Origin of the sequence: Neptuniibacter pectenicola, from assembly GCF_001597735.1 — a bacterium.
GTDB lineage: Bacteria > Pseudomonadota > Gammaproteobacteria > Pseudomonadales > Balneatricaceae > Neptuniibacter > Neptuniibacter pectenicola.
In genome coordinates this window covers 1-25,690 of the sequence record NZ_LUTS01000021.1, presented here as the reverse complement: position 1 = coordinate 25,690, position 25,690 = coordinate 1, and the positions used below count along the sequence as shown (strand labels likewise).

At 46.3% G+C, this 25,690-nt stretch carries 25 protein-coding genes; 15 read left to right on the top strand and 10 right to left on the bottom strand.

Annotated elements, in window-relative coordinates; all coding sequences use genetic code 11:
- Positions 1 to 127: 127 nt before the first annotated feature.
- The gene (folE2, locus tag A3773_RS16220) at positions 128 to 1,063 is read right to left on the bottom strand and encodes a GTP cyclohydrolase FolE2 (RefSeq protein ID WP_067988397.1); all 936 of its coding nucleotides are present in this window, start codon (positions 1,061 to 1,063) and stop codon (positions 128 to 130) included.
- Positions 1,064 to 1,588: 525 nt separating this feature from the next.
- On the opposite strand from folE2, the gene A3773_RS16215 reads away from it, so the two are divergent.
- Positions 1,589 to 3,079 carry an FMN-binding glutamate synthase family protein gene (locus tag A3773_RS16215; RefSeq protein ID WP_067988394.1) on the top strand — a complete coding sequence of 497 codons (1,491 nt, stop codon included), beginning with the start codon at positions 1,589 to 1,591 and terminating at the stop codon, positions 3,077 to 3,079.
- Positions 3,080 to 3,141: 62 nt separating this feature from the next.
- On the opposite strand, the gene A3773_RS16210 is transcribed toward A3773_RS16215, so the two are convergent.
- Both A3773_RS16210 and hexR read right to left on the bottom strand, forming a co-directional pair.
- Positions 3,142 to 3,342, bottom strand: a complete 201-nt coding sequence (locus A3773_RS16210; protein WP_067988391.1) for a PA3496 family putative envelope integrity protein — start codon at positions 3,340 to 3,342, stop codon at positions 3,142 to 3,144.
- A 308-nt stretch (positions 3,343 to 3,650) separates the two neighbouring features.
- A complete protein-coding gene (hexR, locus tag A3773_RS16205) occupies positions 3,651 to 4,550 on the bottom strand; it encodes a transcriptional regulator HexR (protein WP_067988388.1) in 900 nt (299 codons plus the stop codon).
- A gap of 293 nt (positions 4,551 to 4,843) precedes the next feature.
- Between hexR and A3773_RS16200 the strand changes: the two genes are divergently transcribed.
- The 9 genes from A3773_RS16200 (at position 4,844) to A3773_RS16160 (ending at position 15,214) form a co-directional block, all read left to right on the top strand.
- Positions 4,844 to 5,440: a YjaG family protein gene (locus A3773_RS16200; protein ID WP_067988384.1), complete on the top strand. Its 597-nt coding sequence runs from the start codon at positions 4,844 to 4,846 to the stop codon at positions 5,438 to 5,440.
- 3 nt (positions 5,441 to 5,443) lie between these two features.
- Positions 5,444 to 5,722: a hypothetical protein gene (locus A3773_RS16195; protein WP_067988382.1), complete on the top strand. Its 279-nt coding sequence runs from the start codon at positions 5,444 to 5,446 to the stop codon at positions 5,720 to 5,722.
- Entirely contained in the window at positions 5,715 to 6,149 is a 435-nt protein-coding gene (locus A3773_RS16190; protein WP_067988379.1) for a hypothetical protein, read from the top strand. The genes A3773_RS16195 and A3773_RS16190 overlap by 8 nt, the downstream gene beginning before the upstream one ends.
- 449 nt (positions 6,150 to 6,598) lie before the next feature.
- On the top strand, positions 6,599 to 7,399 hold the full coding sequence (locus tag A3773_RS16185) for a response regulator (protein ID WP_067988376.1): 801 nt from the start codon (positions 6,599 to 6,601) through the stop codon (positions 7,397 to 7,399).
- Positions 7,400 to 7,417: 18 nt separating this feature from the next.
- Positions 7,418 to 7,777, top strand: coding sequence for a response regulator (locus A3773_RS16180; protein WP_067988373.1), 360 nt, complete (start codon positions 7,418 to 7,420; stop codon positions 7,775 to 7,777).
- 9 nt (positions 7,778 to 7,786) lie between these two features.
- Positions 7,787 to 8,266 (top strand): chemotaxis protein CheW, encoded by a 480-nt coding sequence (locus tag A3773_RS16175; RefSeq protein WP_082800665.1) that lies wholly within the window; start codon positions 7,787 to 7,789, stop codon positions 8,264 to 8,266.
- Positions 8,267 to 8,287: 21 nt separating this feature from the next.
- Positions 8,288 to 10,411: a methyl-accepting chemotaxis protein gene (locus A3773_RS16170; protein ID WP_067988345.1), complete on the top strand. Its 2,124-nt coding sequence runs from the start codon at positions 8,288 to 8,290 to the stop codon at positions 10,409 to 10,411.
- 14 nt (positions 10,412 to 10,425) lie between these two features.
- A complete protein-coding gene (locus tag A3773_RS16165) occupies positions 10,426 to 14,391 on the top strand; it encodes a hybrid sensor histidine kinase/response regulator (protein ID WP_067988344.1) in 3,966 nt (1,321 codons plus the stop codon).
- A gap of 16 nt (positions 14,392 to 14,407) precedes the next feature.
- Positions 14,408 to 15,214, top strand: coding sequence for a hypothetical protein (locus A3773_RS16160; RefSeq protein ID WP_067988343.1), 807 nt, complete (start codon positions 14,408 to 14,410; stop codon positions 15,212 to 15,214).
- Between the two features lie 35 nt (positions 15,215 to 15,249).
- Here the strand turns inward: A3773_RS16160 and A3773_RS16155 are convergent, their stop codons facing one another.
- Entirely contained in the window at positions 15,250 to 16,188 is a 939-nt protein-coding gene (locus A3773_RS16155; protein WP_067988342.1) for an NADP-dependent oxidoreductase, read from the bottom strand.
- Between the two features lie 162 nt (positions 16,189 to 16,350).
- Between A3773_RS16155 and A3773_RS16150 the strand changes: the two genes are divergently transcribed.
- Complete coding sequence (locus A3773_RS16150; RefSeq protein WP_067988337.1) at positions 16,351 to 16,572, top strand: hypothetical protein; 222 nt, start codon at positions 16,351 to 16,353, stop codon at positions 16,570 to 16,572.
- Between the two features lie 11 nt (positions 16,573 to 16,583).
- Positions 16,584 to 17,357 (top strand): sulfate transporter CysZ, encoded by a 774-nt coding sequence (gene cysZ, locus A3773_RS16145; protein WP_067988335.1) that lies wholly within the window; start codon positions 16,584 to 16,586, stop codon positions 17,355 to 17,357.
- Between the two features lie 36 nt (positions 17,358 to 17,393).
- Here the strand turns inward: cysZ and phoR are convergent, their stop codons facing one another.
- The 4 genes from phoR to A3773_RS16125 form a co-directional block, all read right to left on the bottom strand.
- Complete coding sequence (gene phoR, locus A3773_RS16140; RefSeq protein WP_067988331.1) at positions 17,394 to 18,758, bottom strand: phosphate regulon sensor histidine kinase PhoR; 1,365 nt, start codon at positions 18,756 to 18,758, stop codon at positions 17,394 to 17,396.
- Between the two features lie 33 nt (positions 18,759 to 18,791).
- Positions 18,792 to 19,487: a phosphate regulon transcriptional regulator PhoB gene (gene phoB, locus A3773_RS16135; protein ID WP_067988328.1), complete on the bottom strand. Its 696-nt coding sequence runs from the start codon at positions 19,485 to 19,487 to the stop codon at positions 18,792 to 18,794.
- Between the two features lie 97 nt (positions 19,488 to 19,584).
- The gene (ubiA, locus tag A3773_RS16130; RefSeq protein WP_067988323.1) at positions 19,585 to 20,490 is read right to left on the bottom strand and encodes a 4-hydroxybenzoate octaprenyltransferase; all 906 of its coding nucleotides are present in this window, start codon (positions 20,488 to 20,490) and stop codon (positions 19,585 to 19,587) included.
- A 60-nt stretch (positions 20,491 to 20,550) separates the two neighbouring features.
- Positions 20,551 to 21,087 carry a chorismate--pyruvate lyase family protein gene (locus tag A3773_RS16125; protein WP_067988318.1) on the bottom strand — a complete coding sequence of 179 codons (537 nt, stop codon included), beginning with the start codon at positions 21,085 to 21,087 and terminating at the stop codon, positions 20,551 to 20,553.
- Positions 21,088 to 21,183: 96 nt separating this feature from the next.
- Here A3773_RS16125 and A3773_RS16120 point away from each other — a divergent pair, with 96 nt between their 5' ends.
- On the top strand, positions 21,184 to 21,771 hold the full coding sequence (locus A3773_RS16120; RefSeq protein ID WP_067988315.1) for a DUF1415 domain-containing protein: 588 nt from the start codon (positions 21,184 to 21,186) through the stop codon (positions 21,769 to 21,771).
- Here the strand turns inward: A3773_RS16120 and A3773_RS16115 are convergent.
- Positions 21,768 to 22,682, bottom strand: a complete 915-nt coding sequence (locus A3773_RS16115) for a LysR family transcriptional regulator (RefSeq protein ID WP_067988312.1) — start codon at positions 22,680 to 22,682, stop codon at positions 21,768 to 21,770. The genes A3773_RS16120 and A3773_RS16115 overlap by 4 nt on opposite strands.
- 110 nt (positions 22,683 to 22,792) lie before the next feature.
- Between A3773_RS16115 and A3773_RS16110 the strand changes: the two genes are divergently transcribed.
- Positions 22,793 to 23,371, top strand: coding sequence for a pyridoxamine 5'-phosphate oxidase family protein (locus A3773_RS16110; RefSeq protein WP_067988310.1), 579 nt, complete (start codon positions 22,793 to 22,795; stop codon positions 23,369 to 23,371).
- Positions 23,368 to 23,961 (top strand): glutathione S-transferase family protein, encoded by a 594-nt coding sequence (locus A3773_RS16105; RefSeq protein ID WP_067988307.1) that lies wholly within the window; start codon positions 23,368 to 23,370, stop codon positions 23,959 to 23,961. Before A3773_RS16110 ends, A3773_RS16105 begins: the two co-directional genes overlap by 4 nt.
- On the opposite strand, the gene A3773_RS16100 is transcribed toward A3773_RS16105, so the two are convergent.
- Positions 23,939 to 25,471: a diguanylate cyclase domain-containing protein gene (locus A3773_RS16100; protein WP_067988305.1), complete on the bottom strand. Its 1,533-nt coding sequence runs from the start codon at positions 25,469 to 25,471 to the stop codon at positions 23,939 to 23,941. The two genes, A3773_RS16105 and A3773_RS16100, sit on opposite strands and share 23 nt — an antisense overlap.
- Positions 25,472 to 25,690: the final 219 nt, after the last annotated feature.

The window sequence follows — 25,690 nt, the reverse complement described above, 5'->3', positions numbered from 1 at the left end:
GTACGCTTTCGAGAAGGGGCTGTCAGGGTTTTCATAAAATAAGTCTCCTAGGTGTCAACTTATTTCAGGACGGGTCAACGGATAAAAAAAGGGCTGCATGAGCAGCCCTTTTTTGTTTTATAAGAGCTTAGGTGTAATTGGCAGGACTATAACCACCTTCAACACCTTTAGATGCGAGTGCTACAGCATCATGGGCATGAAGACTTTCATAGTGTTCAACTTTTAACCAGAAATCTGCGTATTGAGTTTGTGCGTTTAACGCTTGTTTAAGGCGGCGAGCGGCATCTTCACAGAACATCAAGTTATGTCCATTTAAACGGGCAAACTCCTGTTCATCTGCGCGTTTAACCGCTGTTTGCACGGGTGTTTTCAGCGCATTTTCAATCAGATCAATCAGATCTGTTAATGGGAATGCACCCATCTCTTTATTTAATTTAATCCACGCGGTGGCCTGACTGCGCTGACTATGAGGTGTAGCAAATGAGCCTTTTTCAGAGAGTAGCCATTTTTCTACATCTTCAATATTTAATGAGCCCTTATCGGCAAAGTCAGTGCTAAACGCTTGCTGTAAAAGCTGGCGAGAAAGTGCTGCTGAGCAGGGGCAGGTTGAAGAGTAAGGCACACGTGTTGCCAGCTCTAACACAACTTCATTATCTTTCAGTGTTGCTCTTAATGTTGTTGAGTAGTTTTTCCAGCCGCTGTTATCGCTTTTTAACGCGTCGCGTTTAATCAGGAAATCGAACTCAAAGTTTAGAAAAACCTGAGTACTGATATCGTGATGGCTATCGAGCAGGTGGGATAAAAACTCAGTCAACGCTGGTACATTAAGCGTTTGGTTTTCAAAGAAGTTGCTTAAGGCTAAATAAAGGCGAGACATGTGAATACCTTTAACTTTGGGATTAACCAAATTAACGTAAGTATTTACACGCGCTTCAATGTTATTGATGCCAAGTTTACTGTCTTCGAACTGCAATGGGACGGTAATCCCATTCATGCCCACCCAGTCCAGAGAGCCGTGGATCTCTGGGTTTTGGTTACTGGTTACATCAGGCAAATTGGTCATGAATCGGATCTTCCACTGTTTGGTTGCAACAATCAGAGCTTATATATTGAATCTATTTATTCAGCTGAATAATACCAATTAGTTGGATCTAAGTGGTTTGTTCTGCATCTTATCTATATAAATAGTTACATGAGGGCGTCTTCCTGAAAAACAAGTCTTTCTAGGGCAACGCAGTAAGCAGAACTTCATTTATTCAGGGTGTTGAATTAAATATTTTCGTACAACTCTAGTCTTAAAGTATCAATATATACGAGGTGCGACGTACCATACCCCTAGCCCAAGGGGTTTGGCAAATCTCTCAAGAAAAAATTAACAAATTAAGTGTTTTTTCGCTGAAAAAGACAGAAGTTGACGCTTTTTGATAATAAATAATTACATTTTGAAGGGGTATTACTTGATTCAGAAAGCCGACTTCTACATTGTATAGAGAAAATTATTAACTGAACTATTTATTCAGTCATAACGTCACATACATAAATACAAAGTCCTTGAGGGCTGCTGCTATGTCTATAGGAGGCCTATAGCATGAACGATCCTATTACTAACTTTGCAATCAACTTCATTGCATTTGTTGGTATTGTCTTTTTAGCTATCTTTGCAATTCTTGCGGTTGTAGCTTTAGTGCTTTATCAGATTGATAAGCACCAGACGACACAAACCATACGTAGAAATTATCCGTTGATAGGCCGCTTCCGGTATATTTTTGAGCATATTGGTGAGTTCTTTCGCCAATACTTTTTTGCGATGGATCGTGAGGAGATGCCATTTAACCGGGCGCAACGATCGTGGGTCTATCGCGCAGCAAAAAATGTCGATAGCACTATCGCATTTGGCTCAACCCGTGATTTAAGGATACCGGGTACGTATTACTTTCTTAACTGTCCCTTTCCTATGCTTAAGGAAGATGCGGTTCAGACCGAAAGTTTGCGCATAGGACCCTATTGTACAAAGCCTTATGATGCGCCGTCGTTCTTTAATATTTCGGGTATGAGCTATGGTGCTATGTCTAAACCTGCGGTGCAGGCATTAGCGCAAGGGGCGAAAAAAGCCGGTTGTTGGATGAATACAGGTGAAGGGGGGCTATCCTCTTTCCATCTTGATTCAGGCTGTGACATTGTTTATCAGATCGGTACCGCTAAGTATGGGTTACGTGATAGCAATGGCAAACTGTCCGATGAGAAGCTGAGGGAAAAAGCGAGCATTGAGCAAGTTAAGATGTTTGAGATCAAGCTCAGCCAAGGCGCTAAGCCAGGTAAAGGCGGTATTTTACCTGGGGAGAAAGTAACCGCGGAGATCGCTGCGGTTCGTGGTATCCCTATTGGAGAGGATTCGTTAAGTCCTAATCGTCACCCTGATGTTGCGTCTATATCTGATCTTTTAGATATGATCGAACATATTCGTGCGGTAACGGGTAAGCCTTGTGGCTTTAAGATGGTACTCGGCGATACGGAATGGCTGGATGAGTTCTGTGAAAGTATCGTAGAAAGAGGCGTCGAGTGTGCACCTGATTTTATTACCTTGGATAGTGCTGATGGCGGTACTGGGGCTGCACCTATGCCATTGATGGATAGTGTTGGCCTACCGTTACGCGAAAGCTTGCCTATATTGGTGAATAAATTGATGGCGCATGACCTACGGGATCGTGTCCGTGTGATTGCTTCAGGAAAATTGATTAATCCAACCGATGTGGCGGCTGCCTTGTGTATGGGGGCTGACTTTGTCGTGACGGGGCGTGGCTTTATGTTTGCGCTTGGTTGTATACAAGCCTTGCAGTGTAATAAAAACACCTGCCCAACCGGAATTACGACGCATAACCCCGATCTGCAACGGGGCTTAGTACCTAAAGTGAAGGCGGATAGGGTGGCCAACTATCATGATCATCTTGTGCATGAAGTTGAGATGATTGCCCATTCGTGTGGCGTAACAGAACCGCGCAAGCTTAAACGTAAGCACTGTGCGATTGTTGTTGAGGGCAGCCGATCTATACCCCTGAATATATTGTATCCAGAGTATTAGGGCTAAAACGCTTATCGACTAACGAAACACGCCAGCCTTAAAGGCTGGCGTTTTAGATTCGGTTAGCTTTCAAGCCAGCACTCTTCAATATGTGCCGCAAGCTCTTTCTCTTCAAAGCGCTGCTCAATAGCACGGCGTGCTTTTAACGCTCGCCGAGAGGCAAGTTTTTTGCGCGATAGTTTCTCTTCCTCTTCAAACCCTACGAGCAGATCGAAGACTTCCGTTTGTACTTCATTTAGGTTTTCGGTATTTCTCAACATCATAAACTCCTGATCTTATCCTAACGGTCAGAAGGCCCATCGAATTTCAGTACATTGAGTAAGTACCATGACGAAGGGCACTGGCGAGTGAGCATGAGAAACAAAAGCATCTTATGCTCTGTTTAAAAACAACCTAACCCTAGTTTTATTATAGCCGCGGCTAAATTTCAAACAGTTTTCGGTTGAATTGTACGTTTAAAGCGAGGCCCATCATAAAAACAGGTTGTTGCAGGGAGATGAACGGAAGATGTAAGAATGGTGAAATAATGGGCAATAAACTGGCGTTATTACCCACTATGATGGTTTTTAAACTATCTTTCGCTTTCCGATAGGTTGGACAGCTTACGTAGCGGAGGACGTTTATCGTTTTGGCGTAATGAGCGCAGGCTACGTTTAATGGTTTTAAGGTGATCGACTAGTCCGGGGCCTAGTTTCATGGCAACGCCAACGGCGAGTACGTCGATGACAACCAGATGTAGTACCCGTGATGACATTAAAGTACTGAGGTCTTTATCTTCTTCCAGATCAATATGAATCGAAATGGTTGATGCTTCAGCAAGGGGTGTGTTGCTTGGGCAAAGCGAGATGACCGTGGTGCCTGTGTCTTTGACTAAGTTGACGGTATGCAGCAAATCTTTTGTGCGGCCCGTTTGTGATATAGCGACGACAACATCTCGCTCATCGAGAGAAACCGCAGAGATCGCCTGCATATGTGGGTCAGAGTAGGAGGTCGTAGACACTTTTAAGCGGTGGAACTTATGTGCCGCATCGGTACAAACGGGTGCCGATGCGCCAAACCCGTAAAACTCAACCCTACGCGCTTTCGTTAGGCTATTGATCGCCGCTTCTACCGTTTCGGTGTCGAGCTGCTCTTTAATATTGAGAAGGTTACCGATCATGGAATCAAAGATTTTCTCTTTAAACTCCATGACGGTGTCTTTGGTGTTGAGTGAGAACTGTTCATAATTTGTATTACTCGCCAAGCCTTGGGCTAGGGTGAGTTTAAAATCCTGAAAGCCATCGTAATTTAAGGCACGGCAAAAACGCACAACAGTCGGTTCACTGACATTCGCTTCAGATGCTAAATCAACGATACGCATATGGATAACCTCATTCGGGTTCCCCAGTACAAAGTCTGCGACCTTCTGCTCTGACTTCCTTAAATTTCCGTGCGCTTCCGCTATCGATTTAAGCAGATTAAACGAATTCAACTAACCACCTCACTACCATCAAGATAAAACCCCTATCTAAAGTATAACAAGCTTATACATGACAGATCACCTTTTAGTGATATTTGTCACGTTTATCATGTGGGCTTGTGTTATCAAGGGTGATAATTCGGGGTTTATAAGGTTAGGTTGGCGGATCTGTTTTAGATCGGTTTATGCCGTATTTTGTTAAACGTGCCGAGGCCTATAATAGAATTGTTCAGTGCGTTATATTACGCTGCAAATAATCATAAATTCGGTACAATACACACTTTCCCATAGATCTGGTGATTTACATGTCTGAACCGCGCGTTGATAAAGAGTTTTACGATCTTAAAGATTGGCAATTAGCTGCTTATTGTGCCGCGATGTCTGAACGAATGTTTCCTAACTTTGCATTGTTTGCGCGGTTGATGGAGTTTGGCGAGCTGGCGAAAATGCGACAGGTTTTGGATGGTGTTTGGGATCACCTTAATAATAGCGGCGCCAAAATGAACTTTGAGGTTCAGCTGGATAATGTCGAAGCTAATATGCCAGATCTGGATAAGTTTGACATGTATGGGGCCTCCCCTGCACTTGATGCGATTGTTGCGTTATTTTCGACGTTGAACACTATATTGTCTGCTGATGCGGGCGAAGTGCTTAATGTGTCTAATATGTCACGTGAGTCTGTTGCAACGTTTATCGAAATGAATGCGGATGATCAGATCTCTGACGAAGAGCTTGTACGTTATATCAATACCCATGACCTAATGCTGCAGGAAGATGACTTCCATGCGGATATCATTGATATCTTGCAGGACGACCTGCCGCGTAGAGAGGCGCTTTCGGAACTTAGAGAGCTCGCTCATAATGGCGGTTATAGTAATTTAGGTATCTGCGACGGCGAATAATCCATGTTAAAAATTGGTTTAGTGCTGCTTGTTATACCGGCATTGATATTGATGACGGTTTTTTTTATAGACCAATCGACTGTCGCCGCGTGTGCGGAGCAGGGTGGATCATATAACTACCAATTAAACGAATGTGATCTGCAAGCAAAACATCCCTTTACCCCGCTCATGGTTCGCCACCCGCTGTTGGTAAATGGCATGATGTTGCTCTCTGTGATTGGGCTACTGCTCTGTATGAAAGGCCTGCTATGGCGCCCTCAAAAAGGATTTAAAAATGATTAAGAAGCTCGTTTGGGCCATTGTATTACTTATTGTTGTTGGCCTTTTTGGTGCTTGGTTAACTCAAGATTATTGGTTGCCGGAGTGGAACCAAACGCTAGCCGAAGAGACTGAGCGTTATCAGCAGGAGGGGCTCGCTTTTGGTCAGCAAGCAGATCAGCAGGCCTGTTTAGAAAAGACCCTCAGCAGTTTTGATCGTTGTTCCGGTTTTGCATGCACCGTTAAACACGGTAAGTTTTTAAATGCCTGTCTGAAACATGCGGCCAACAGCCCTGAATTTTGTAAAGATGTACCCGCCTATAACGAAGAACGTTCCGACGATGATAAAACCTGGGCAAGGGAGAGTTGTTGGGGGCGAGATATTCGAGGGGAAGGTTGCCGATTGTTGATGCGGCAACAGCAGTTGTTTTGTTCTAAACAAACAGATTAATTATAAAAAAGCGGACAGGTTGTTCGCTTTTTTTTTGCCTATCAATTTACAATTTTATACGGCTAGCTTAAGTTAAACGTATGTTTTAAAACGGGTAGCTTTGCTTGTTTGTATAAAAGCTGTACAGTGTATGAACGACGCATAAAGACGTCACATAAAAATAACAAGAAAGTAATGGATGGGGCTGGTAGAAGAAGCCTAGCAGCTCGGGGCGAAGCAACGTTGTACTATATGGTATTGCGTACTTATGGTAGTTGAAAAAATCAGTATTTGTGCATCGGATGCATCAAGTCATAATTCTGCAGCATTAGTTGAGGATTATCAGTACCAATTAAGTACTGGTATATTGGATTATTGTGCGTGCAGTTTCACATATGCTACTTCAGTCTGTCGAACTGTTCGCCGTGATGTGGGTGTACCCTCTTTTATTACTGGGATAGGGGGCTAGAATGCAGATTGGTTCCATTGGTTTTCCTGAAGACCAGCGAGTAAAGCTGGAAAAAATATTTAAGCTGTCAAAGCAAACACGTTACACCTTAGTTGATCCTGATTTTGATAACCTGCCTGACCTAATGTTGGTCTTTGGTTTTGATCTAGATGAACATCCTGAACTTGCAAACCTTCCCTCTGGTTACCACTCACGTTTGATCTTAGTCGGCCGCGGTAGACCCCATGATAAAAGTTATACCTGCCTTGGTTATCCGCTCGTTTCCTCACGTGTTTTACGGACGTTAGATAGTGTTACGCGTGAAAATGAAGAGATGGAGTGTGCGACGCCTCAAACGGATGAAGAGAATCGGTTTAGTAAATATGATGATATCTCTCCAGAGGCGGAGACACTGCCCTCTAGTCGCAGTGGTTTCAACGTCCTTGTTGTTGATGACAATGAAATTATGCAGCAAGCCTTAGATGCTGAGCTTCAGTTGCTGCCTTTACCTGTGAGTGTGCATTTTGCAGCGACAGGAGAGGAGGCGTTAGAGAAGGTTGCTGCCCATAGTTACGATTTTATCTTTCTTGATGTTGTTATGCCGGGTATCGATGGCTTCGAAACCTGTGCAGAAATGCGAAAACATCCAGACTTAAAGAAAACCCCAATTATTATGCTGACGTCTAAAACTTCTCCTATGGATGAAGTTAAAGGCATTATGTCAGGCTGTTCCACTTATTTGACCAAGCCGATAGAGCATGAAGAGTTTCAAAAGGTGATCAGTAGAGTGTCTAATTGGGTTGACGAGTTTCAAAAAGCTTAATGATATTGGAGGCGGTTGGTGAAAAAAGTTCTTGTAGTGGAAGATGATCCGGTTCAACAGAAGCATATATGCACAGTGTTGGTGGGATGTGGTGTCGAGGTCATTGCTGCCAGTGATGGGAAGCAAGGATTGGAGAAGGCAAAAAACGAGAAACCGGATTTAATCTTTATGGATATTGTGATGCCTGAGATGGATGGTTTTTCTGCATGCCGACAAATCACTACAGATGAGCTGACGAAGCATATTCCTGTTGTACTTGTTTCAAGTAAAAAGGAAGAAGCGGATAAGGTTTGGGCTCAGCTTCAAGGCGCTTCAGCGATGGTGTCAAAACCATTTACAGATGAAGACCTCCTTGCGCAGATTAACGCACTGACGTAACAGAGTGGGATGATGGATACTCAGCAAGCCAGTACTGATCAAGGAAGTTCATCTGAATTTCATCAAATTAGGCATGGATTTGAAGTGGGCAGCTGCCCACTTCTTATCTCGGAAAATACACGAGCAGAGGTGGTTAAAGCGCCGGCTATTTGTGCTATTCCGTCAACGCCTGATTGGTTTTCAGGCTTTATCAATCATCGCGGAGAGACAGTACCTGTTTATAACTTGAATAAGTATTTACAGATACTTGATGAGACCGATGATGCACAAGACTGGGTTTTGTTGATTGATGATCACCCCAACACGGTAGGGATCCTTTTAAAGTCTCCGCCGCAAAGTGTTGTGGACCCTGAACGGCTAGATGAGGTGGCCATAGGGCTGCCTGAAATTATAGAAAGCACTGTACGTCATGTTTACAGCGATAAAAAAAATAAATGGTTTGAGGTCGATCATCGGCTTCTATTTCTAGCCTTAAAGAAACAGTTCTAAAAAGTACGGAGAGTTAGATCTATGCAATCGTTTTGGGAGTTTAAGAACGTACGGATACCGATTAAGTTTGCCATCGCGTTGGCACTGCTGTGTGCTGGCTTGATCTTTATGAGTGCTTCTTACTATCAGACAATCGTTCTGCAAGAAAAAGCACAAGCGCGTTCGCAGGACTTGAACGACTTTCTACTTTTGGTCAGTCGCATACAGGCAAACGTATCCGAAGCACGTTATCAAGAGAAGAGCTTCCAAGCTGAGAAAGAGATGGATCAGCTCACGATGTATAACGACATCATGGAAACGGTTGATACCGATATACTTAGTTTAAAAGCGTACCTGCGTACCGACGAAGATAAAGCGTTGGTTGAACAGTTTCAGGCCATCATTGACCAATATCAAGATACGTTTTATGACGCATCTGAAGCGAGTATGGAGATTGGTTTAAGCAAAGAGGCGGGGTTGTCCCAAGAGATTCGTACGTTGATCTGGCAGACCGAGCCACTGGTGGTATGGCTTGAGCGTAGCTGGATACGGGAAGAACTGAATACCCTAAGCACCAACATTGATGAATTTGTCGCCGGTGATGGACAAACGGTCACCGCCGAGCAAGTACAAGCAAATATCGTTCGCTTAAAGAACCAAATTGAAGCAACTAACCTGCGTTCGGCAACTCAGCGCTCCACGTCAAGCAACCGTGAAACCGCGGTGAGCAACATGAACCGCGTTGACGAACTCTTTGTTCAACTAGCAGATTCTGTTGAACGGAAATATACACAATATACTCAATTACAAACGATCATCGCCCAACTAGCACCTAAAATCGACGAAGTGACCGAGCTTGCCGCTGCTTATAAAGTGCAGAATGACAACTTGCAGCTTGATGACATGAAAGAGATGGCAACCTACTTCTTCATCTCAATGGGGTTAATGATTACCGCCTTAGCGGTCTCCATGTCGATTGTAAAATATGGCGTAATCGATCCACTGAGAAATATACAAAACGCAATTGACCGGGTACGTAACGGTGAGGTTGATGCGCGTAGTGAGCTGGACAGTAAGGATGAGCTAGGTCAGTTATCCAACGTATTGGATAGCATGCTGGAAGAGAAAGAGAATGCCTTGCAGCTTAAAGAAGCTGAAAACAAACGCCTTAACAGCTCCATTATTTCGTTAATTCAAAACGTTTTCCAGATATCGCAACGGGACCTGACCGTGCGTGTACCTGTAGCTGAAGACGTAACCGGGGCAATATCGGACTCCGTTAACCAGCTGGTTGAATCGATTGAATCGGTACTGCTTGAAGTTAATGTGGTTTCGGGTCGTGTAAACACCGCATCCGCACAGGTGAAATCGCAGTCAGAAACGGTACTTAGTTATGCCGAGCGTGAGAAAGAGGAGATCAGTGAAACACTCGATGGTCTTGATTCCGCGATTAAAGCGATGGAGTTAATCTCTAAGCTGGCGGTGATCTCAAACAATGCCTCCCAAAAAGCGATCAAAACATCGGAAACTGCGATGGATTCCGTATCGCAGACAATTGAGAGTATCAATAAAATACGTCAAACCATCCATGAGGCGGAAAAACGTATCAAACGCTTGGGTGAACGTTCGCAAGAGATTGGCGGTATCGTGAACTTGATCAATAACATCTCAGAACGTACCCACGTACTGTCGCTTAATGCGAGCATGCATGCGGCCTCTGCAGGTGAAGCCGGACGAGGCTTGATGGTGGTGGTAGATGAGGTACAGCGCCTCTCAGAAAACTCCCGTGAAGCAACCTCTGAAATTGAATCCCTTGTAAACAATATTCAGCTCGAAACCGCTGATACCATCAACGTAATTAACAATGTAATCAGTGACGTTGTTGAAGGGACACGCCTTGCAGAGGAAGCGGGTGAGCGTATGGGCGAAACACGAACCACTACCCAAACCTTGGTTGACTCCGTTGTGCGTATCGCGCACAGCTCGGTTAAACAGGCGAAAGTGGCAGAGGAGCTTCGTGAACGTGCAACAAGCATTAATGAAACGACTCAAGCGACAAATGCTGAGATGCGCCAGCAGGCTGAACTGTCTGATGAATTGGTAGATGCGGCTCAAGAGCTTCAGAAATCAATCAGTGTATTTAAATTGGCCACGACTGAACACTAATAGGGTAGAGATCAATGTTTGATCCTAAACTAGCCATCGAGTGGCTGAATGCAAAACAAAAACTCTGTCTTAAGATGGAGTTGCCGCTGACTGAACTGATCGTCGAGCTGTATGAATATGTCGACCAGTTCAGTGAGCATGACCTGCCCGGCTTAGCGGATTTTCTAGCGCTTTATGCTGAGTTATTAGAATCTTTACCTGAGGTGCATTTTAAGCAGGTAGAACCTGTTATTCACCGCTTATCTGAGCACTTAGATGGGGTGTTTGGTCGCGACCCTTCAGGGGTGGCTAAAGGCTTAGTGGCCTGTTTACAAGATGTGGCTTGGTCAGAACCCCTGCCTGAAGAGGATAGTGGTTTTTTACTGGAACTGCTTGAACTGGATTGTCAGCAGTTAAGCGGTATCGATTCGGTTGCCGCTGTTGTGCCTGCTGATGAGGACGTGCTGGCGGTAGAATCACTATCGGCTGCCGGTGATGTCGACGCGGACCGCGCGGGTTCATCCAGTGAATTAGCCAATGATGTCGTAGCGCCTGCCCCCTTACTGGCAGCCTCCATAAAGGTCGAAGAGGCTTTTCCTGATCTGTTTGCTTTGCTTATGGAGATGGGTACTGCATTACCTGAGTTTAGTGAGGCCCATACCGAACAGTTCTATGAGCAGATCGATACCCACTCTGAACATGATTGGTCTGGGTTTTCTGACTTGCTTGCCCTCTATGGGGAGCTACTGGCCCAGCTAGAAGGGGGTGATTCCGCCCCTTGTGCGACTGAACTTAATCACGCGATTCTTGAGCTACTATCCGATCCCGTTGCCGACAAGGTTTCACCGATTCTCTCTTTAATGACCGATGAGCGTTGGCCTGAACCGGTTGCGGCTGAAGACACCGCATTTTTAAGTGACCTTTTACAACATGATATAGAGCGGCTGAATAGTGATTTAACGATTTTAGATAGCCACGATGATGCTGAAGAGATTGAGCCGTTAGCGTTAATTAAAGAGGTTATAGAACCTCTAGAATTGCCTGCTACGGATGAGGCGCCAGCGCCTGTTACCCCATCCGAAGCGGCCATAGAACCGACGATAGAACCGACGATAGAACCGCCCCTATCTTTACCTGAACCTCCTAGCTTTTGCGCTATCGACTTTACGCTTTTGCAGCAAGAGGGGCCAAAAATCGATCCAGCTGTGGTCGATATGCTATCCCAGTCGGTAACGGGACTGGCGCAAAAATGGCAAGCTAGCGCGCCCGAACGCACCTTACTGGAAGAGTCTGCTGATTTACTAGGTACGGTTATTCGGGCATTGGACACCATCAATCTTATTGGTGCCAAAGTGCTGGTGGAAGGGTTGATACTTAACCTTAACTACTTTCTTGAACATGACCTTCCGCTGTCGGTTGATTCTGTTGAATCTATTCATGCGTGTTTAACGGGGCTACAGGATTATTTTGTTGATATCAGTATCTACGAGCGTCAACAAACACTGCTTGATCAGTATGTCGATACACAACTCCCTTGCCGTCCGAGCGTAGAGCAAGCCTCGTTTATCATGGGGCTACTGGCGCTGGCGTCTTTGCAACGCAGCGGAGATATAGAGCAAGAGCAAGCAAGTGCTGCGGATATCGCGTTGCAAGAGACGGGAGAGGTTGATCCCCAATTGCTCGATATGCTGCACCATGAACTACCGACCTTGTCTGAAGCCTTTCTCGATAACATACAGAAAACCTTTGCCGCGTCGGATAAAGAGGCGTTACGCAGTGCGCAACGGGCCGTGCACACCTTAAAAGGGCTGGCGAATATGGCCGGTATTAAAGGTGTGGCGAACTTAGCCCATCGGCTTGAAGATGTGATGGAGTATCTGACCGATGCGGATCAGTTGCCCACCGGTCCCCTAAAAGATGACCTTTTTGAAGCGGCGGACTGTTTAGCGGCGATGTCAGAAAGTGTGATTGAGGGCACGCCTGCACCCGATAATGGGTTGCAAATACTGCAGTTGATTATGGACTGGGATTATCGACTCAAAACCGAGGGGGTGTCAGCGCTAGAACAGGCGGTGACCTCATCTGTTGTGAGTAGCCCTGCCGCGCTTGAGCCGTTAGCCTCTGATCCTACTCCGCCTGAGCAAGAGAAAGCGTCAGAGGATAAAACGGGACAGGAAAACACGCCCGAGGAGTCACCTGTTTTCCGTGTGCCTCGCTCTATTTTGGATAACCTTTTCCGTTTGGCCGGCGAATCAAGCACATTGAATACCCAGCTGGATGAGGAGGTGACACAGCTGCGTGGGTTTACACGTACCAATCGTGAGCGTCACCGTATTTTACAGCGCGTACTTTTTGAGTTGGAGCAGCAGTTCGACGAGCAGATGAATACCCAGTCTGAGCTTGATGAAAACTCAGAAGATTTTGATCCACTCGAGATGGATCGATATAACGAGATTCACACGACCCTCTCCCGTGTACATGAGGCGGTTGCCGATGTACGTGAGATCCAACAGGAGATGGAGGGGCATATTCAGAGCTTAAGCTCTTTGCACATTGCGCAGTCGGGGTTACAGAAAGAAACCCTCGATAACGTGCTCAGCACTCGATTAGTGCCGGTAAAAACCATCACCTCCCGTTTGCAGCGTATATTGCGTCAAGCCTGTCGAGCCACGGAGAAGAAAGCCAACCTTATCATCGAGGGTGAAGACACACTGGTTGATAGCTATATCCTGAATCAGCTGGCCGATCCTTTACTGCACATCATCCGTAATGCGGTGGATCATGGGATAGAAACGCCTCGTTTACGTTTACAACGCAGTAAGCCTGAAGAGGGCACGATCACGCTGACATTCTCCCTGCAAAACGCCATGATTGATGTGAAATGTCGAGATGATGGCGATGGTATTAACACGCAGCGAGTACGTGCTGTCGCCGAGGAGCGGGAGCTGATTGAGCCGGGTTTAACGCTCTCGGATGACGAGATTAATCGATTAATTTTGATCCCAGGGTTTTCCACACGAGGTGAAATTAGCCAGTTGTCGGGACGTGGTATCGGCATGGATGTGGTGTATCAGCAGATTTTACGCTTACAAGGTACGCTAGATATCACCTCGCGCAGCCGCGAAGGCACGGAGCTTCATTTAGCGATGCCCGCCAGTTCGCTTATGGTACGCACACTGTTGGTTCGTTGTGGGAAACAGGTTTTTGCCTTAGCGGGTCATGGTATTGAACAGAGTTTGATATCGCTAGATGGAACCTTTAACCATGAGGGTGAGGCGTTGCTATTCCAGCATGAAGGGGAGGATTACCCCGTGTATATGCTTGAGCATCTTCTCGATGAGCGCAGTTATAATTATATGGAAGCTGAAGCCATTCATCCGGTGTTGATTATCAATATGGCACAAGGTGAACGAGTGGCTGTTTTGGTTAAAGAGGTTATAGCCCATCGCGAGTTAGCCTTCAAGCAGATGGGGGACTATCTGCCGGATTTGCCGGGCTTACCTGGGTTAACGATCTTGGCCAATGGTCAAGCGGCACCGATTGTCGATCTACCGGGACGTATTCGTTATAAACGCTCGATTTTCAATGAGCAGCCGTTACTGGCTGACCTTGAGACGGAGCTAGAACTGCCGCGTATTCTCGTGGTGGATGACTCATTAAGTGCACGTAAAACGCTGGAAACCCTATTGAAAGATACGGGTTACGAGGTGATGACGGCCATTGATGGTCTGGATGCCTTAAATCAGATGCGTAAACGCCCGCCGGATCTTGTCATTACCGATATGGAGATGCCAAGAATGGGTGGAATTGAGCTATCAACGGTGATCCGTAACCGCAATGAAACGGCTCACCTACCTGTGATTATGATCACCTCCCGTTCAACGGAAAAACATCGCACAGAGGCTGTAGACGCGGGTGTCTCTGCATATTTAACAAAACCTTGGTCTGAAAATCAGTTATTAGATCAAATTGATGACCTATTGGCTGAAGTATGTATCTGATAAAAGGATGGTTTTTATGAAGGCGTTTAAATATCTGCTCCTCTGTTTTCTCTTTATAAGCAGCGCACCTCGTGCTGAAATAACGTCGATAGAAGCCTTTATAAATGCATCCTCAAATCAGACGCGGCTCACTCAGGAGATGCTGAAAAACTATATATTAATCGGTATGTCCGTGCGGGGACGAAAAGCGGAGCAAGACTTAAAGGCGGCTATTGCTGAGTATGAAGCGGCTGAAAAAGAGATTCTTAACTTCGCTAATGCGCATTCACAGGTGCAGACGCTATCCTACGCTAAAACGGATACCGTTCGAGAGACCTTCAAAAAGGCGGCGGCGCACTGGGTACAGGTAAAACCTTTATATGAACAAACGCCGGCCCCAGAAAATGTTGAAGAGGTTCGCGCACAAACCGAGCTGCTTTTATCGGAGTGGCGTACAGTAACACAAGAGATTGTTGCAAATACTGAGAGTAAGTATGGATCTCTCATCAGTACAGCAGGATTTGTACGCATGCTCTCTCAGCGGGTAAACAGCTACTACGCACTGCGGGCGTGGGGCTTTGATGACCGTTATTCTGAGCCATTTATGATGTCGTTAACGCTGTTTGAAGAAAACCGGAACACCCTTGAAAGTAGCCCGTTGAACAACGAAAAAATAAAAAATGAGCTGAGCAAAATACAGAAAGACTTTAAGCGTTTTAAAGATCTATCCGACACGCATGTGAATAAAGCGTTATTACCTTTGATTACGCGTTCAGCGGGCAAAATTACAGACAGTATGGATAAAGTGACAGCGTTGTATATGTATCAGGGGCTACAGTTTTAGCCCCTGAACTTGTCGTGCTACGGTGTGCGATTAGATTAGATCGTTAGGACTAGCTTACCTTTCACTTTACCTGTTTTACTCTCATCAAATGCGTTACCCACCTGTGCTAGAGGGTAGGTATTTGCCAGATTTAAGCATAGTTTTTTCTCGGCGTATAAGCCTGCAAGCTGACCTAACTGGTCACTGTTGGGCTCAACACGAATCGGTTCGACGTTTACCTTGATCGCGTCTCCCGCAGCAATAACCTCGTCTTTAGTGGCCGAAGGTAAGGTAACTAAAGTGCCGCCCGGTTTTACACAGGCCAGTGCCTCAATACCGACCTGACCGCCGATGCCATCGATGACAAGGTCGACATCTTTAGCGTGGTCGGTAATCTTTTGGGTGTGATAGTCGATGACTACATCCGCGCCGAGGGCGGTTAAGAAATCATGGTTAGCGGCTGATGCGGTTGTGATGACCTGCGCGCCCGCCCATTTCGCCAACTGTATTGCCAAATGGCCAACACCGCCTGCACCGGCTAGGATCACGACCCGTTGCGAGGCTTTTAAATTGCCTTTATCAAACAGCGCTTGCCATGCGGTCAAGCCGGCTAAACCTAAGCCAGCGGCCGCTTCTACTGGCAGTTCGGCGGGCCGTAAACTGATCTGGTCAACAGGTGCGGCAACATACTCAGCGAAACAACCGGCACGCTCAGGAAAGCGGATAAAGCCAAAAACAGGGTCGCCTACCGAAAAGGTGGTTACATCATCCGCGATTTTAGCCACAGTACCGGCAAACTCCCAGCCTGGAATAAAAGGTAGGTCGCCAATAAAAGGCGCTGCACCACCGCCGCTACACGTTTTCCAATCAATTGGGTTGACGCCCGCTGCTTGGTTTTTGATTAAAACCTGTCCAGGGTTAAGCTCGGGTTCTGCTAATTCGGTATAAGATAAGACTTCGTTAGATCCAAACTCACTGATCTGTATTGCTTTCATTTACAACTCCAACGGATGAATAAGTAACCCTTACTAAAAACTAAGTTATATAACCTATGCAGGGCAGCCGACAACACTGTTTTTTGGTAGGCTAGCTATCTTTAGGGACCTCTGAAAGGATAAAGGGTTCCGTTTTGATAGCAACAAGTAAAGGCGAGAGTGATGTATCTGGCAATAATAGAACAGTTTTTATTTTGGGGTGGGTTGTTGGTCTTTCTTGTCTCTTTAGCAATGTATGCTGGAAGAACTAAAGATTACAAGTCATTGGTGGAGTTTTGGAAGCCAACGATTAATATGACTAAACGTGAGTTTGACGTTAATCGTGCGGGCTTAACGATGATGATTGTGGCGGTAGCCATTCGTATAATTAACTTCTTGATATAGTAAAGGCGATTATGAAAGGAAATCCTATTCGAGGAGCAGGGTATTTACTGCGCGGATTGCAGATGTTACCTGATCCACAAATTCGGCCCTTTGTGCTGGTGCCGCTTTTAACCAACATTATTTTGTTTGTGGGTGCGATTTGGCTGCTGTTTAGTCAGTTTGGCGGTTGGGTTGATGCTTTGATCTCTGCGTTTCTACCCGATTGGGAGTGGCTATCATTTCTGCACTATATACTCTGGCCAGTGATGGCTGTGCTGGTCTTTGTGATGGTCTACTACAGCTTTTCTATAGTCGCGAATATCATTGCGGCCCCTTTTAACGGTTTTCTGTCTGAGAAGGTTGAGAAGCGTTTAAGAGGTGATGTGATTACCGATGAAGGGTGGCAAGCGGTTATTGCCCTTATTCCCCGCTCAATTGGTCGTGAGCTATCTAAATTAGCGTACTACCTACCGCGCGTGTTGTTTTTGCTGCTGTTGTCAGTGATTCCCGTGGTGAATATTGTGGCGCCTTTTCTCTGGTTATTATTTGGCGCTTGGATGATGGCGATTCAATATTGTGATTATCCTATGGATAATAATAAGGTGAGTTTCAAAAACATGAAGTTGATGCTGAAATCAGACCGCTTTACTGCGATCGGTTTTGGCGGTTTAACGCAGGTGGGGATGATGATTCCGATACTGAATCTTGTTTTGATGCCTGCGGCGGTTGTTGGCGCAACCATTTACTGGGTCGAAGCACATGCATCGACTGAAATCGATCTAGGTCAGAAAAAGTTAACGCCTTAAATCGGTTGAGACTACACCCGCCTAAGGTGGTGTAGTCTACTGATCTTCTCTGGGGGCTTGTTCAAACCCCAGCTGTTTTTGTTCCTCGTAGCTATTATCGTCAGGCTCTTGGCGTGTCGTGATAATTTCTGGTGGGAAATGGCACGCGAATGTACTGCCTTTTCCTACTTTACTCTTAATCGTTAACTGCCCGTGGTGGCGTGCGAGAACATGTTTAACAATGGCAAGGCCTAAACCTGTTCCCCCGCTTGCTGAAGAACGGCTTTCATCGACGCGATAGAATCGTTCGGTTAGGCGAGGTAAATGGATGGATTCGATGCCCGGTCCATTATCTTTTACTGAGAAATGTCCCCCTTGTTCATCGACCCACCAGCTTATCTTAATATGGCCTTCTGCCGGGGTGTAACGCACGGCGTTGTAAACTAAGTTAGAGAAGGCGCTGTGGAGTTCTATCTCTTGGCCCGAGAGGTCGTGAAGTGGGTCAATATCGACCGTAAAGGTGTGACCTTTTTCCTGCGCCAGTTGTTCAGCCCCCTCCATAATATGTTGAATCACCGTGTGAATCTGAATGGGTTGCTCATCAGAGATTTGATGGCTGGCTTCGAGCCTAGAGAGTAAAAGCAGGTCCGATACTAAATTTTCCATTCTACGGGCTTGTTGCTGCATGGAGCCTAACCCGCGAATGAGAGGGCGAGGCAGGTCTTGATCAAGAAAGGTTTCTAAATAGCCACGGATTACGGTTAGCGGGGTGCGTAGCTCATGGGACGCATTCGCGACAAAGTCCTGACGGGTTTGTTCTAAACGCATAATGCGTGATACATCACGGGCGACTAATAATCGATCGGCCGCCCCAAAGCGCGTAATCTGATATTGAATTTTAAGATCATTATGTGCCGGCGATGGCAGGGTGATCGGGTCGTGATATTGCCCTCGTGTGTAATAGCGAACAAAACGCGGGTCGCGGAGTAGGTTCATCACGGGCTTCCCTTGGTCGGCTTGATTATCTAAGCCGAGCAAGCGATTGGCGGACTTATTCCACCATTCGAGGTTGTGGTTTTGATCGATAATAATAATAGCGTCTTGCAGCGCAGAGGTTGAATCTTGAAAACGCGCAATCACATTGCGTAACAGCGTCTCTCGGGCGTTTTGGCTTCGTTGCAGGCGAGACAGTTCGTCAAAAATTTCACCCCAATGGCCGGTGGTCTCTGGGAGTTCAGCGTGAGCTGTATCTTCGTGGAACCAGTCTCTTAACTTATTAAATTGGCGAATCTGTACCAGCGACCAAGCAATAAGCCCCAAGCACATGGTCCAGCCCGGATAACCTAGCATGAGCCCAACTGTAAAAGAGACACCACCCACTACCATTAGATTGGTTAACATTGAGTGGCGGTTTTTTTGCATTACTAAATCCTAATAAGTATCTACACGATGAGGTTAGGCAACATTAGCAGAGAATCGGTAGCCTGTTCCACGAACGGTTTGTACCAAATAATCATGTCGTGCACCGAGTGCTTTACGCAGACGGCGAATATGTACATCGACGGTACGCTCTTCAACATACACATTACCGCCCCACACCATATCTAATAGTTGGCTGCGGGAGTAGGCACGATCTTGATGGGTCATGAAAAACTGTAACAGACGGAACTCTGTTGGACCTAGATCAATTGGGTCCTGTTCCGAGATGACGCGGTGCGAAATCGGGTCCAGTGTTAAACCATCTACACTGACAGGTTCCTCTATCCCTTTCGGGGTTGTACGGCGAAGCACTGCTTTTAAGCGTGCAACTAATTCGCGGGGAGAAAAAGGCTTAGTGATGTAATCATCAACGCCTGCCTCAAGTCCTTTGATTTTATAATCCTCATCGCCTTTAGCGGTGAGCATAATAATAGGTAGATCCGCTGTTGTTTCGTCTTTACGTAAACGGCGGGCGAATTCAATACCGCTTGTACCAGGCATCATCCAATCCAATAAGACCATATCTGGTTTATCGTCTACGATCAGGCTATGGGCCTCATTAGCGTTTTCCGCTTCTAAGCAGTTGTATCCAGCCATCTCTAGCGCAACGGCGATCATTTCGCGAATGGGCGCCTCATCATCAACAATAAGTACGCTTTTAGAATCAGACATCGTGTTATTGCCCTTTATTTCAATTTATCGACGGGGCTATTAGAAGACAATACTGTTACACAAATATGACAGCCTGCATTAATTAGCAAGTTATTGCTTAAAAAAGATCCGATTGTGTGACGAAGTAATGGCCGGCCACGCCGATAAAAACCATTAACCCTGCGTAATGGTTATTTAAAAAGGCGCTAAAGCACAGGTCACGGTCACGGTGACGAATGAGATATTGCTGATAAACAAAAAAGGCCGCCGCCGCGATGAGGCCTAGATAGTATAGCCAGCCTAAATTGACCTGTTTTCCAACCAGCGCCAGGGTGATAAGCGTCGAACACTGTAAGACCCCGATGATCACCTTATCCGCATCTCCAAATAGGATAGCGGTGGATTTCACGCCAATACGCAGGTCATCATCTTTATCAACCATGGCGTACATAGTGTCATAAGCGATGGTCCATAACACCGTGGCGATGTAGATCAGCCATGCATAAAGGGGTACGGTTTCGGTCACCGCGGCAAAGGCCATCGGAATAGACCAAGCAAACGCGGCACCTAGCACCACTTGGGGCAGGTGGGTATAGCGTTTCATAAAGGGGTAGCAGGCGGCCAGTATTAACCCACCAACGGATAAAATGATTGTTTCAATGTTGGTAAAAAGCACCAACAAAAAGGCTAAAAGCATAAGGACCGCAAAGAGTATTAAGGCTTCTTTCGCCGTTACTACACCGGCAGGGATCGGTCGCAATGCGGTACGTTTGACATGGCCATCAATCTTGCGGTCGGCATAATCATTAATCACACAACCCGCTGAACGGGTAAGAAACACACCTAACGTGAAGATGAAAAGGGTGCTGTAGGCGGGCACGCCTTCCGCCGCGATCCACAACGCCCAATAGGCAGGCCAAAGAAGCAGGTAGGCGCCGATCAACTTATCAATACGCATGAGTTGTCCATATGCGCGAAGCTTCTTGGCTGTGATGAAGGAGGATCGTTGTGTGCCTGAGGTCATATCATGGTCTGCGCTTTTTATCCGTAAACTAGACAGGGGTTACTACGCTATCGATTAGGCTTAGTTTACCTGTAGAAGTTGTGGCAAGAAAACCTCTGAGACTAAAAGAGGTTTGTTTGATAGGAAAAAAACAGAGCGTCTAGCCCACACCTTTTTATGGTTATCTAGGGATAAACGGCAGATTTGGAAGTGTCCGCGACGCATCGTGGGATCGGTGAAGAGTAAAGAACCTAATGATTGGGTGCCCAATACTTTTAATTGGCGCTGTGGCCCCGTTAGGGTCGGTGCAGGAATAATCGAGCGAGCAAACACCCAAGGCTGCCCTTTGCCTATTAATTGTACCTCGCGCACGAGCGCAACTTGGCGGGTGCTCATGTTGAGCGCTTTGGCTTCGGAGCGGGTTGGACGAGCCCAGCCTTGTCGAACAAGCTCAACACGGAAGTCGCCGTTACTGCGTTTTATTAAACGTTGAGTTAGGGACCCTCGGTCCATTAACCAACTGCGCCACTGCCTTGAGACAACCGGTTGATAAGGTCTACGTAGTGATTTCCAGCGGGTATCGAAATGTTGTCGGGTGAGGGCAGTATTTATGGGCACAGACGCTTGTCCTGACGTTTAATTCAAAATAAAGAGGGCCATATCTTACCATGTATATCTATCTCCAGCCGAGCGCCTGAGGTAGTATGCGGCCTTATGAATAGACAAAAATTTCCCTTCCCCGCAGCGGAAGCGACCCAGTTGACCCAGCAGTGGGTTGAGGCCATGGTTGTTGGTCTTAACTTATGTCCGTTTGCCGCGCCCGAAGTACGTAATAATGGGATCCGTTATACGGCCTCACATGCATCCGAGCTGGACGTTGCAATCCAAGATTTTCTAAACGAATTACAGCATATTCAAAACAGTAAAGAAGCGGAGCTATCCACCAGCTTAATCAGTTTTACAGGGACCGCCGTCGACTTTTATAGTTTTCTGGACCTGTTGGATATGTGCCAAGATGCGTTAGAAGATGCCGGCCTTGATGGTGTTTTTCAGTTGGCGAGCTTCCACCCTCACTACTGCTTTGCTGGTGTTGAGGCGAACGATATTAGTAACTGGACTAACCGTGCGCCGTTTCCCACGATTCATATTATCCGTGAAGGGCAGATGAGCCGTGTTTTGATGCACTACAAAACCCCTGAAGAGATCCCCGAGCGCAACATCGAGCTGATGAAAACGCTTGGCCGTGATGGTTTGATTGCGCGTTTTCCCCCTTTTGCTAACTACGCGGACCACTCGGCTTAAATAAACTCGCTATCTGATAATCTGAGCCGCGCTTTGAGACGAGGTGTGGCCCACTCAATAAAGTGGCGGCTGCGTGAAGAGAGTAAGCGAGAGTGGGAGTAGACTAAGTTGACGGGAACAGGGTTAGGCTGGAACGCTTCAAGGACCGGGACTAACTTACCTTCCGCTATTTTCTGACCCACTTGATAGCTTAAAAATTGGCAGAAACCTAAACCTTGGATGCAGGCATCTAGTGCCGTTTCAATATGGTTCGTTTTAAAGCGGCCTGATATACCGATCTTGTGTATTTTCCCTGTTTCTTTAAATGTCCATTCTGCGTGGGATTTAAGCGCTGTTAGCCTGATACATTGGTGGGTACGCAGTGCTGTTGGGGTGTTGGGTATACCTGCTTTTTGGAGGTAGTCTGGACTGGCGCAGACTTTATAGTACACATTCCCGATCAGTTTAGCGACTAAGGTGGAGTCGGGCAGGGGGCCTATACGGAGCGCGATATCCATACCCTCTTCAATAAGGTCGACAATACGATCAAGTAGCAGTAGTTCAACGTCTGTGTCTGGGAACGTGGTTAAAAACTCATTAACGATGGGGGCTAGATGTAAGCGGCCAAATGTTATGGGGGCGGTGATACGTATTTTTCCGCTTGGGGTTATTTGGCGTTGGGTGAGGGCGTTTTCGGCATCTTCCACTTCAAGCAGTATTTGACGGCAACGCTGGCAGTAATCACGTCCCTCCTCGGTTAAGGTTAAGCGGCGGGTTGTTCTATATAGCAGCTGAACCCCGAGTTCATTTTCTAACGCGGCCAGTGCTCGGACGACGGATGATTGTGACATCGATAGTTTATCTGCTGCGCCATTAAGGCTGCCGACATCAACAATTTTGACAAAGATTGCCATTGCTTTCAGTTTATTCATGACTTTATATTAATGCGTAAAAAGCATTAGTTAAAGTCATCTATTCGTCTTTATTGCTTTAAGTGAATTATCAATAATGGAGGTAACTTAATACAGTAAACGAGATATCGATGGCCCACCGTTTTAGTGAGTTAACATTCACCCCCGCCGTAGAATCAATGCAGCAGCATTTTGGTAGTTTTGAAAAAATGCAGCAGATGCGTGGGCGTATGCCAGACTTTGATCGTTTAAGAGAACGGGAGTGTGCGTTTATTGAGCAGCGCGATAGTTTTTATATGGCAACGGTATCTGAAAATGATTGGCCGTATATTCAACATCGTGGTGGGCCACTCGGTTTTTTACAGGTGATTAACGATCGATGTTTAGCTTTTGCTAATTATCGCGGTAACTCTCAGTATCAAACGCTTGGAAATAGCACGTATAACAATAAGGTGGCGTTGTTCTTAGTGGACTACGCTAATAAGCGCCGGTTAAAGATCTTAGGCCGCATGCGTATTCATTTTCTCGATGACCTATCCGATCGATTAATGCCAGTGGTGGACCATTGCAGCGAAACGGAACGCGTCGAATCGATCATCGAGATTGAGCTGGAAGCCTTTGACTGGAACTGCCCACAACATTTGACCCCCCGCTTTACTGAAGCACAGTTGCTCGAACGGGGTGTTATAAATCAAGGAGATTTACTATGAAGCTTTACGATCTTGAATTATCGGGTAACTGTTACAAAGCCCGTTTATTTGCTGCATTAGCGGGTATTAAACTAGAGCTAGTGCCCGTTGATTTTATGGCGGGAGAACATAAGCAGGCGCCAGTGATCGACTTAAATCCGTTGGGCGAACTTCCTGTCTTATCTGATGGTGAGGTTACGATAAGAGACTCCCAAGCTATTTTGGTTTATCTGGCGAGCAAATATGCCGATGAGAGCTGGTACCCAAAAGCGCCGGCAGAACAGGCCGAGGTTGTACAGTGGTTATCAACTGCTGCGAATGAGATACAGAATGGCCCCGGTGCGGCACGACTTGTTGATAAGTTTGGGTTTGATCTGCATAAAGAGAGTGCTTTGGCGGTCAGTGCTAAAATCTTACCTATACTGGAAGCCCAGCTCACAGCACATGAATGGCTTGCGTTAGATCGCCCGACCATCGCTGACTGTGCGGTGATGCCTTATGTAGGCCTCTCCCATGAAGGGGGCGTTTCTTTAGAAAGCTATCCGCATATTCGTGCTTGGATCGACCGTATTAAAGCCCTACCTGGTTTTATTTCGATGCCAGCGCTGTAGTTTTTTCTGCTTTCACTACTTGGTTACGGCCACGCGCCTTGGCTTGGTAGAGTGCTTGGTCTGCCCGTTCAATTAATTCGTTCGGGCAGAGCTCTTCTGACGGTTTGTAGCTTGCTATGCCGATACTGACGGTTACTACGGGGGCTGTTGAGGCTGCGGTGTGTGCAATCTGTAAGGCTTCAATATTTTTGCGAATCTTCTCCGCCAATATGTCAGCGCCTTCTAGGTTACTTTCGGGTAGAAGGACGGCGAACTCTTCACCACCATAACGGTAAACCGTATCTTCAGCGCGTTGAACCGTTTTTTTGATGGTTTGTGCAACGGTACGTAGACAGCCATCTCCGGCTAAATGTCCATATTTGTCATTAAATGCTTTAAAGTGGTCTACATCTAACATAAGTAGAACTAAGCTTCGTTTCGAGCGCTGGGCCCTACGCCACTCCGTCTCTAGGCTGCGTTCAAACTCACGTCGGTTGTTCACTTGGGTTAAACCATCGATACGGGCTGAGCGCGCTAGTTTGTCTTGTGATTGCTTCATCTGCATTAGAAGCTGTATACGTGACTGAAGTACGGCTTCTGAGCGTGACAGGGCCATAAAATCAGAGGCGCCTGCTTTGTATGCATCTAATTCGAGCCGGTCATCTATCTCTTGATTAATAAAGGCAACGGGGACGGAAAGCTCATCTTGATTGCTTGTGATATCACGGCATAGGGAGAACATGCTATCCCATTGCTGTTCTGTGCTTAATAGCAGTAAAGCGGGGTGATCCTCGTGGAGTAGCCGCTTGAGCTCAGCAAGGTTTGATGGCAGAAGAATGTTGTAGTCGTTGCGTAACGAGGCGATTAAGGGCCAAATATTGTCTAAATCATGGTCACAGTAAATAGCGATAGTTTGCTGTAGCGCTCTAGGATGAATCTCCCCACGAACCTCTTGGATGCTGATCTCTTCACCTTTAAAGAATGACTGTAAGTCATCAGGGCTGGGGAGACCAATGGAGGTGCGTCCATCTGAACTCGAGATGACCGGCATGCGTAGGTTAAAGTTGCCAGCTTCCCAGCTGTTTTGCCACTGGGATAATGTATTCTCTTGTGCTTCCTCAATCGTCACTTCGGCGGGTAGCCCTGCAGCAATAAGGCAATCATAGATAACGGGTACATCTGCGATGTCTAAGCCTTCAACCCAGAGGGCACGATAGAGTAAGTGGCGTAGTTTTATGGACTTCGCTAGATCATGTTCGGCCGCTTGTATGACACAGAGACTGGCAAAGTGACTATCACTTCTTTTTTGTGGCAGGGCGACATTGATGTTAGGTACACGGCTGCGAACGACAAAGACATCACTGGCTAATTCAGCTTGGTTCTCGGCGGTTTTATTGTATATGGCAATATCCGGTGCATGTTCCACTAAGCGCCAATCAACCTGAGGCAATAGACCAAACTGATTGAGCTGCTCATGCAGGGCATAGCAGAAGGGGCAATTTAGATCAGCGTAGACAGTGTATTGCAGCATAATGGTCCTAAATCCGCGGGAGCAACTAAATTTAGTTTGCTAACGTAATTAATCGATAACCTCACGTACAACGATAGCGTGGTGATAATAATATCGACCAATATCCCAATAACTTTGATATTAAACAAAAAAACAGCCCGAAGGCCACTGCTGTCCCACAGTTTTGGATGGTAAATGAAAAAGCCTGAGATCCACTGGTAAACTGTTGTTACCACACAC

Excerpts from the sequence above, each read along its gene's own strand:
- folE2 (WP_067988397.1), bottom strand. The coding sequence starts at position 1,063 with ATGACCAATTTGCCTGATGTAACCAGTAACCAAAACCCAGAGATCCAC.
- A3773_RS16215 (WP_067988394.1), top strand. The coding sequence starts at position 1,589 with ATGAACGATCCTATTACTAACTTTGCAATCAACTTCATTGCATTTGTT.
- A3773_RS16210 (WP_067988391.1), bottom strand. The coding sequence starts at position 3,342 with ATGATGTTGAGAAATACCGAAAACCTAAATGAAGTACAAACGGAAGTC.
- A3773_RS16200 (WP_067988384.1), top strand. The coding sequence starts at position 4,844 with ATGTCTGAACCGCGCGTTGATAAAGAGTTTTACGATCTTAAAGATTGG.
- A3773_RS16195 (WP_067988382.1), top strand. The coding sequence starts at position 5,444 with ATGTTAAAAATTGGTTTAGTGCTGCTTGTTATACCGGCATTGATATTG.
- A3773_RS16190 (WP_067988379.1), top strand. The coding sequence starts at position 5,715 with ATGATTAAGAAGCTCGTTTGGGCCATTGTATTACTTATTGTTGTTGGC.
- A3773_RS16185 (WP_067988376.1), top strand. The coding sequence starts at position 6,599 with ATGCAGATTGGTTCCATTGGTTTTCCTGAAGACCAGCGAGTAAAGCTG.
- A3773_RS16175 (WP_082800665.1), top strand. The coding sequence starts at position 7,787 with ATGATGGATACTCAGCAAGCCAGTACTGATCAAGGAAGTTCATCTGAA.
- A3773_RS16170 (WP_067988345.1), top strand. The coding sequence starts at position 8,288 with ATGCAATCGTTTTGGGAGTTTAAGAACGTACGGATACCGATTAAGTTT.
- A3773_RS16165 (WP_067988344.1), top strand. The coding sequence starts at position 10,426 with ATGTTTGATCCTAAACTAGCCATCGAGTGGCTGAATGCAAAACAAAAA.
- A3773_RS16160 (WP_067988343.1), top strand. The coding sequence starts at position 14,408 with ATGAAGGCGTTTAAATATCTGCTCCTCTGTTTTCTCTTTATAAGCAGC.
- A3773_RS16155 (WP_067988342.1), bottom strand. The coding sequence starts at position 16,188 with ATGAAAGCAATACAGATCAGTGAGTTTGGATCTAACGAAGTCTTATCT.
- A3773_RS16150 (WP_067988337.1), top strand. The coding sequence starts at position 16,351 with ATGTATCTGGCAATAATAGAACAGTTTTTATTTTGGGGTGGGTTGTTG.
- cysZ (WP_067988335.1), top strand. The coding sequence starts at position 16,584 with ATGAAAGGAAATCCTATTCGAGGAGCAGGGTATTTACTGCGCGGATTG.
- phoR (WP_067988331.1), bottom strand. The coding sequence starts at position 18,758 with ATGCAAAAAAACCGCCACTCAATGTTAACCAATCTAATGGTAGTGGGT.
- phoB (WP_067988328.1), bottom strand. The coding sequence starts at position 19,487 with ATGTCTGATTCTAAAAGCGTACTTATTGTTGATGATGAGGCGCCCATT.
- ubiA (WP_067988323.1), bottom strand. The coding sequence starts at position 20,490 with ATGACCTCAGGCACACAACGATCCTCCTTCATCACAGCCAAGAAGCTT.
- A3773_RS16120 (WP_067988315.1), top strand. The coding sequence starts at position 21,184 with ATGAATAGACAAAAATTTCCCTTCCCCGCAGCGGAAGCGACCCAGTTG.
- A3773_RS16115 (WP_067988312.1), bottom strand. The coding sequence starts at position 22,682 with ATGAATAAACTGAAAGCAATGGCAATCTTTGTCAAAATTGTTGATGTC.
- A3773_RS16110 (WP_067988310.1), top strand. The coding sequence starts at position 22,793 with ATGGCCCACCGTTTTAGTGAGTTAACATTCACCCCCGCCGTAGAATCA.
- A3773_RS16105 (WP_067988307.1), top strand. The coding sequence starts at position 23,368 with ATGAAGCTTTACGATCTTGAATTATCGGGTAACTGTTACAAAGCCCGT.
- A3773_RS16100 (WP_067988305.1), bottom strand. The coding sequence starts at position 25,471 with ATGCTGCAATACACTGTCTACGCTGATCTAAATTGCCCCTTCTGCTAT.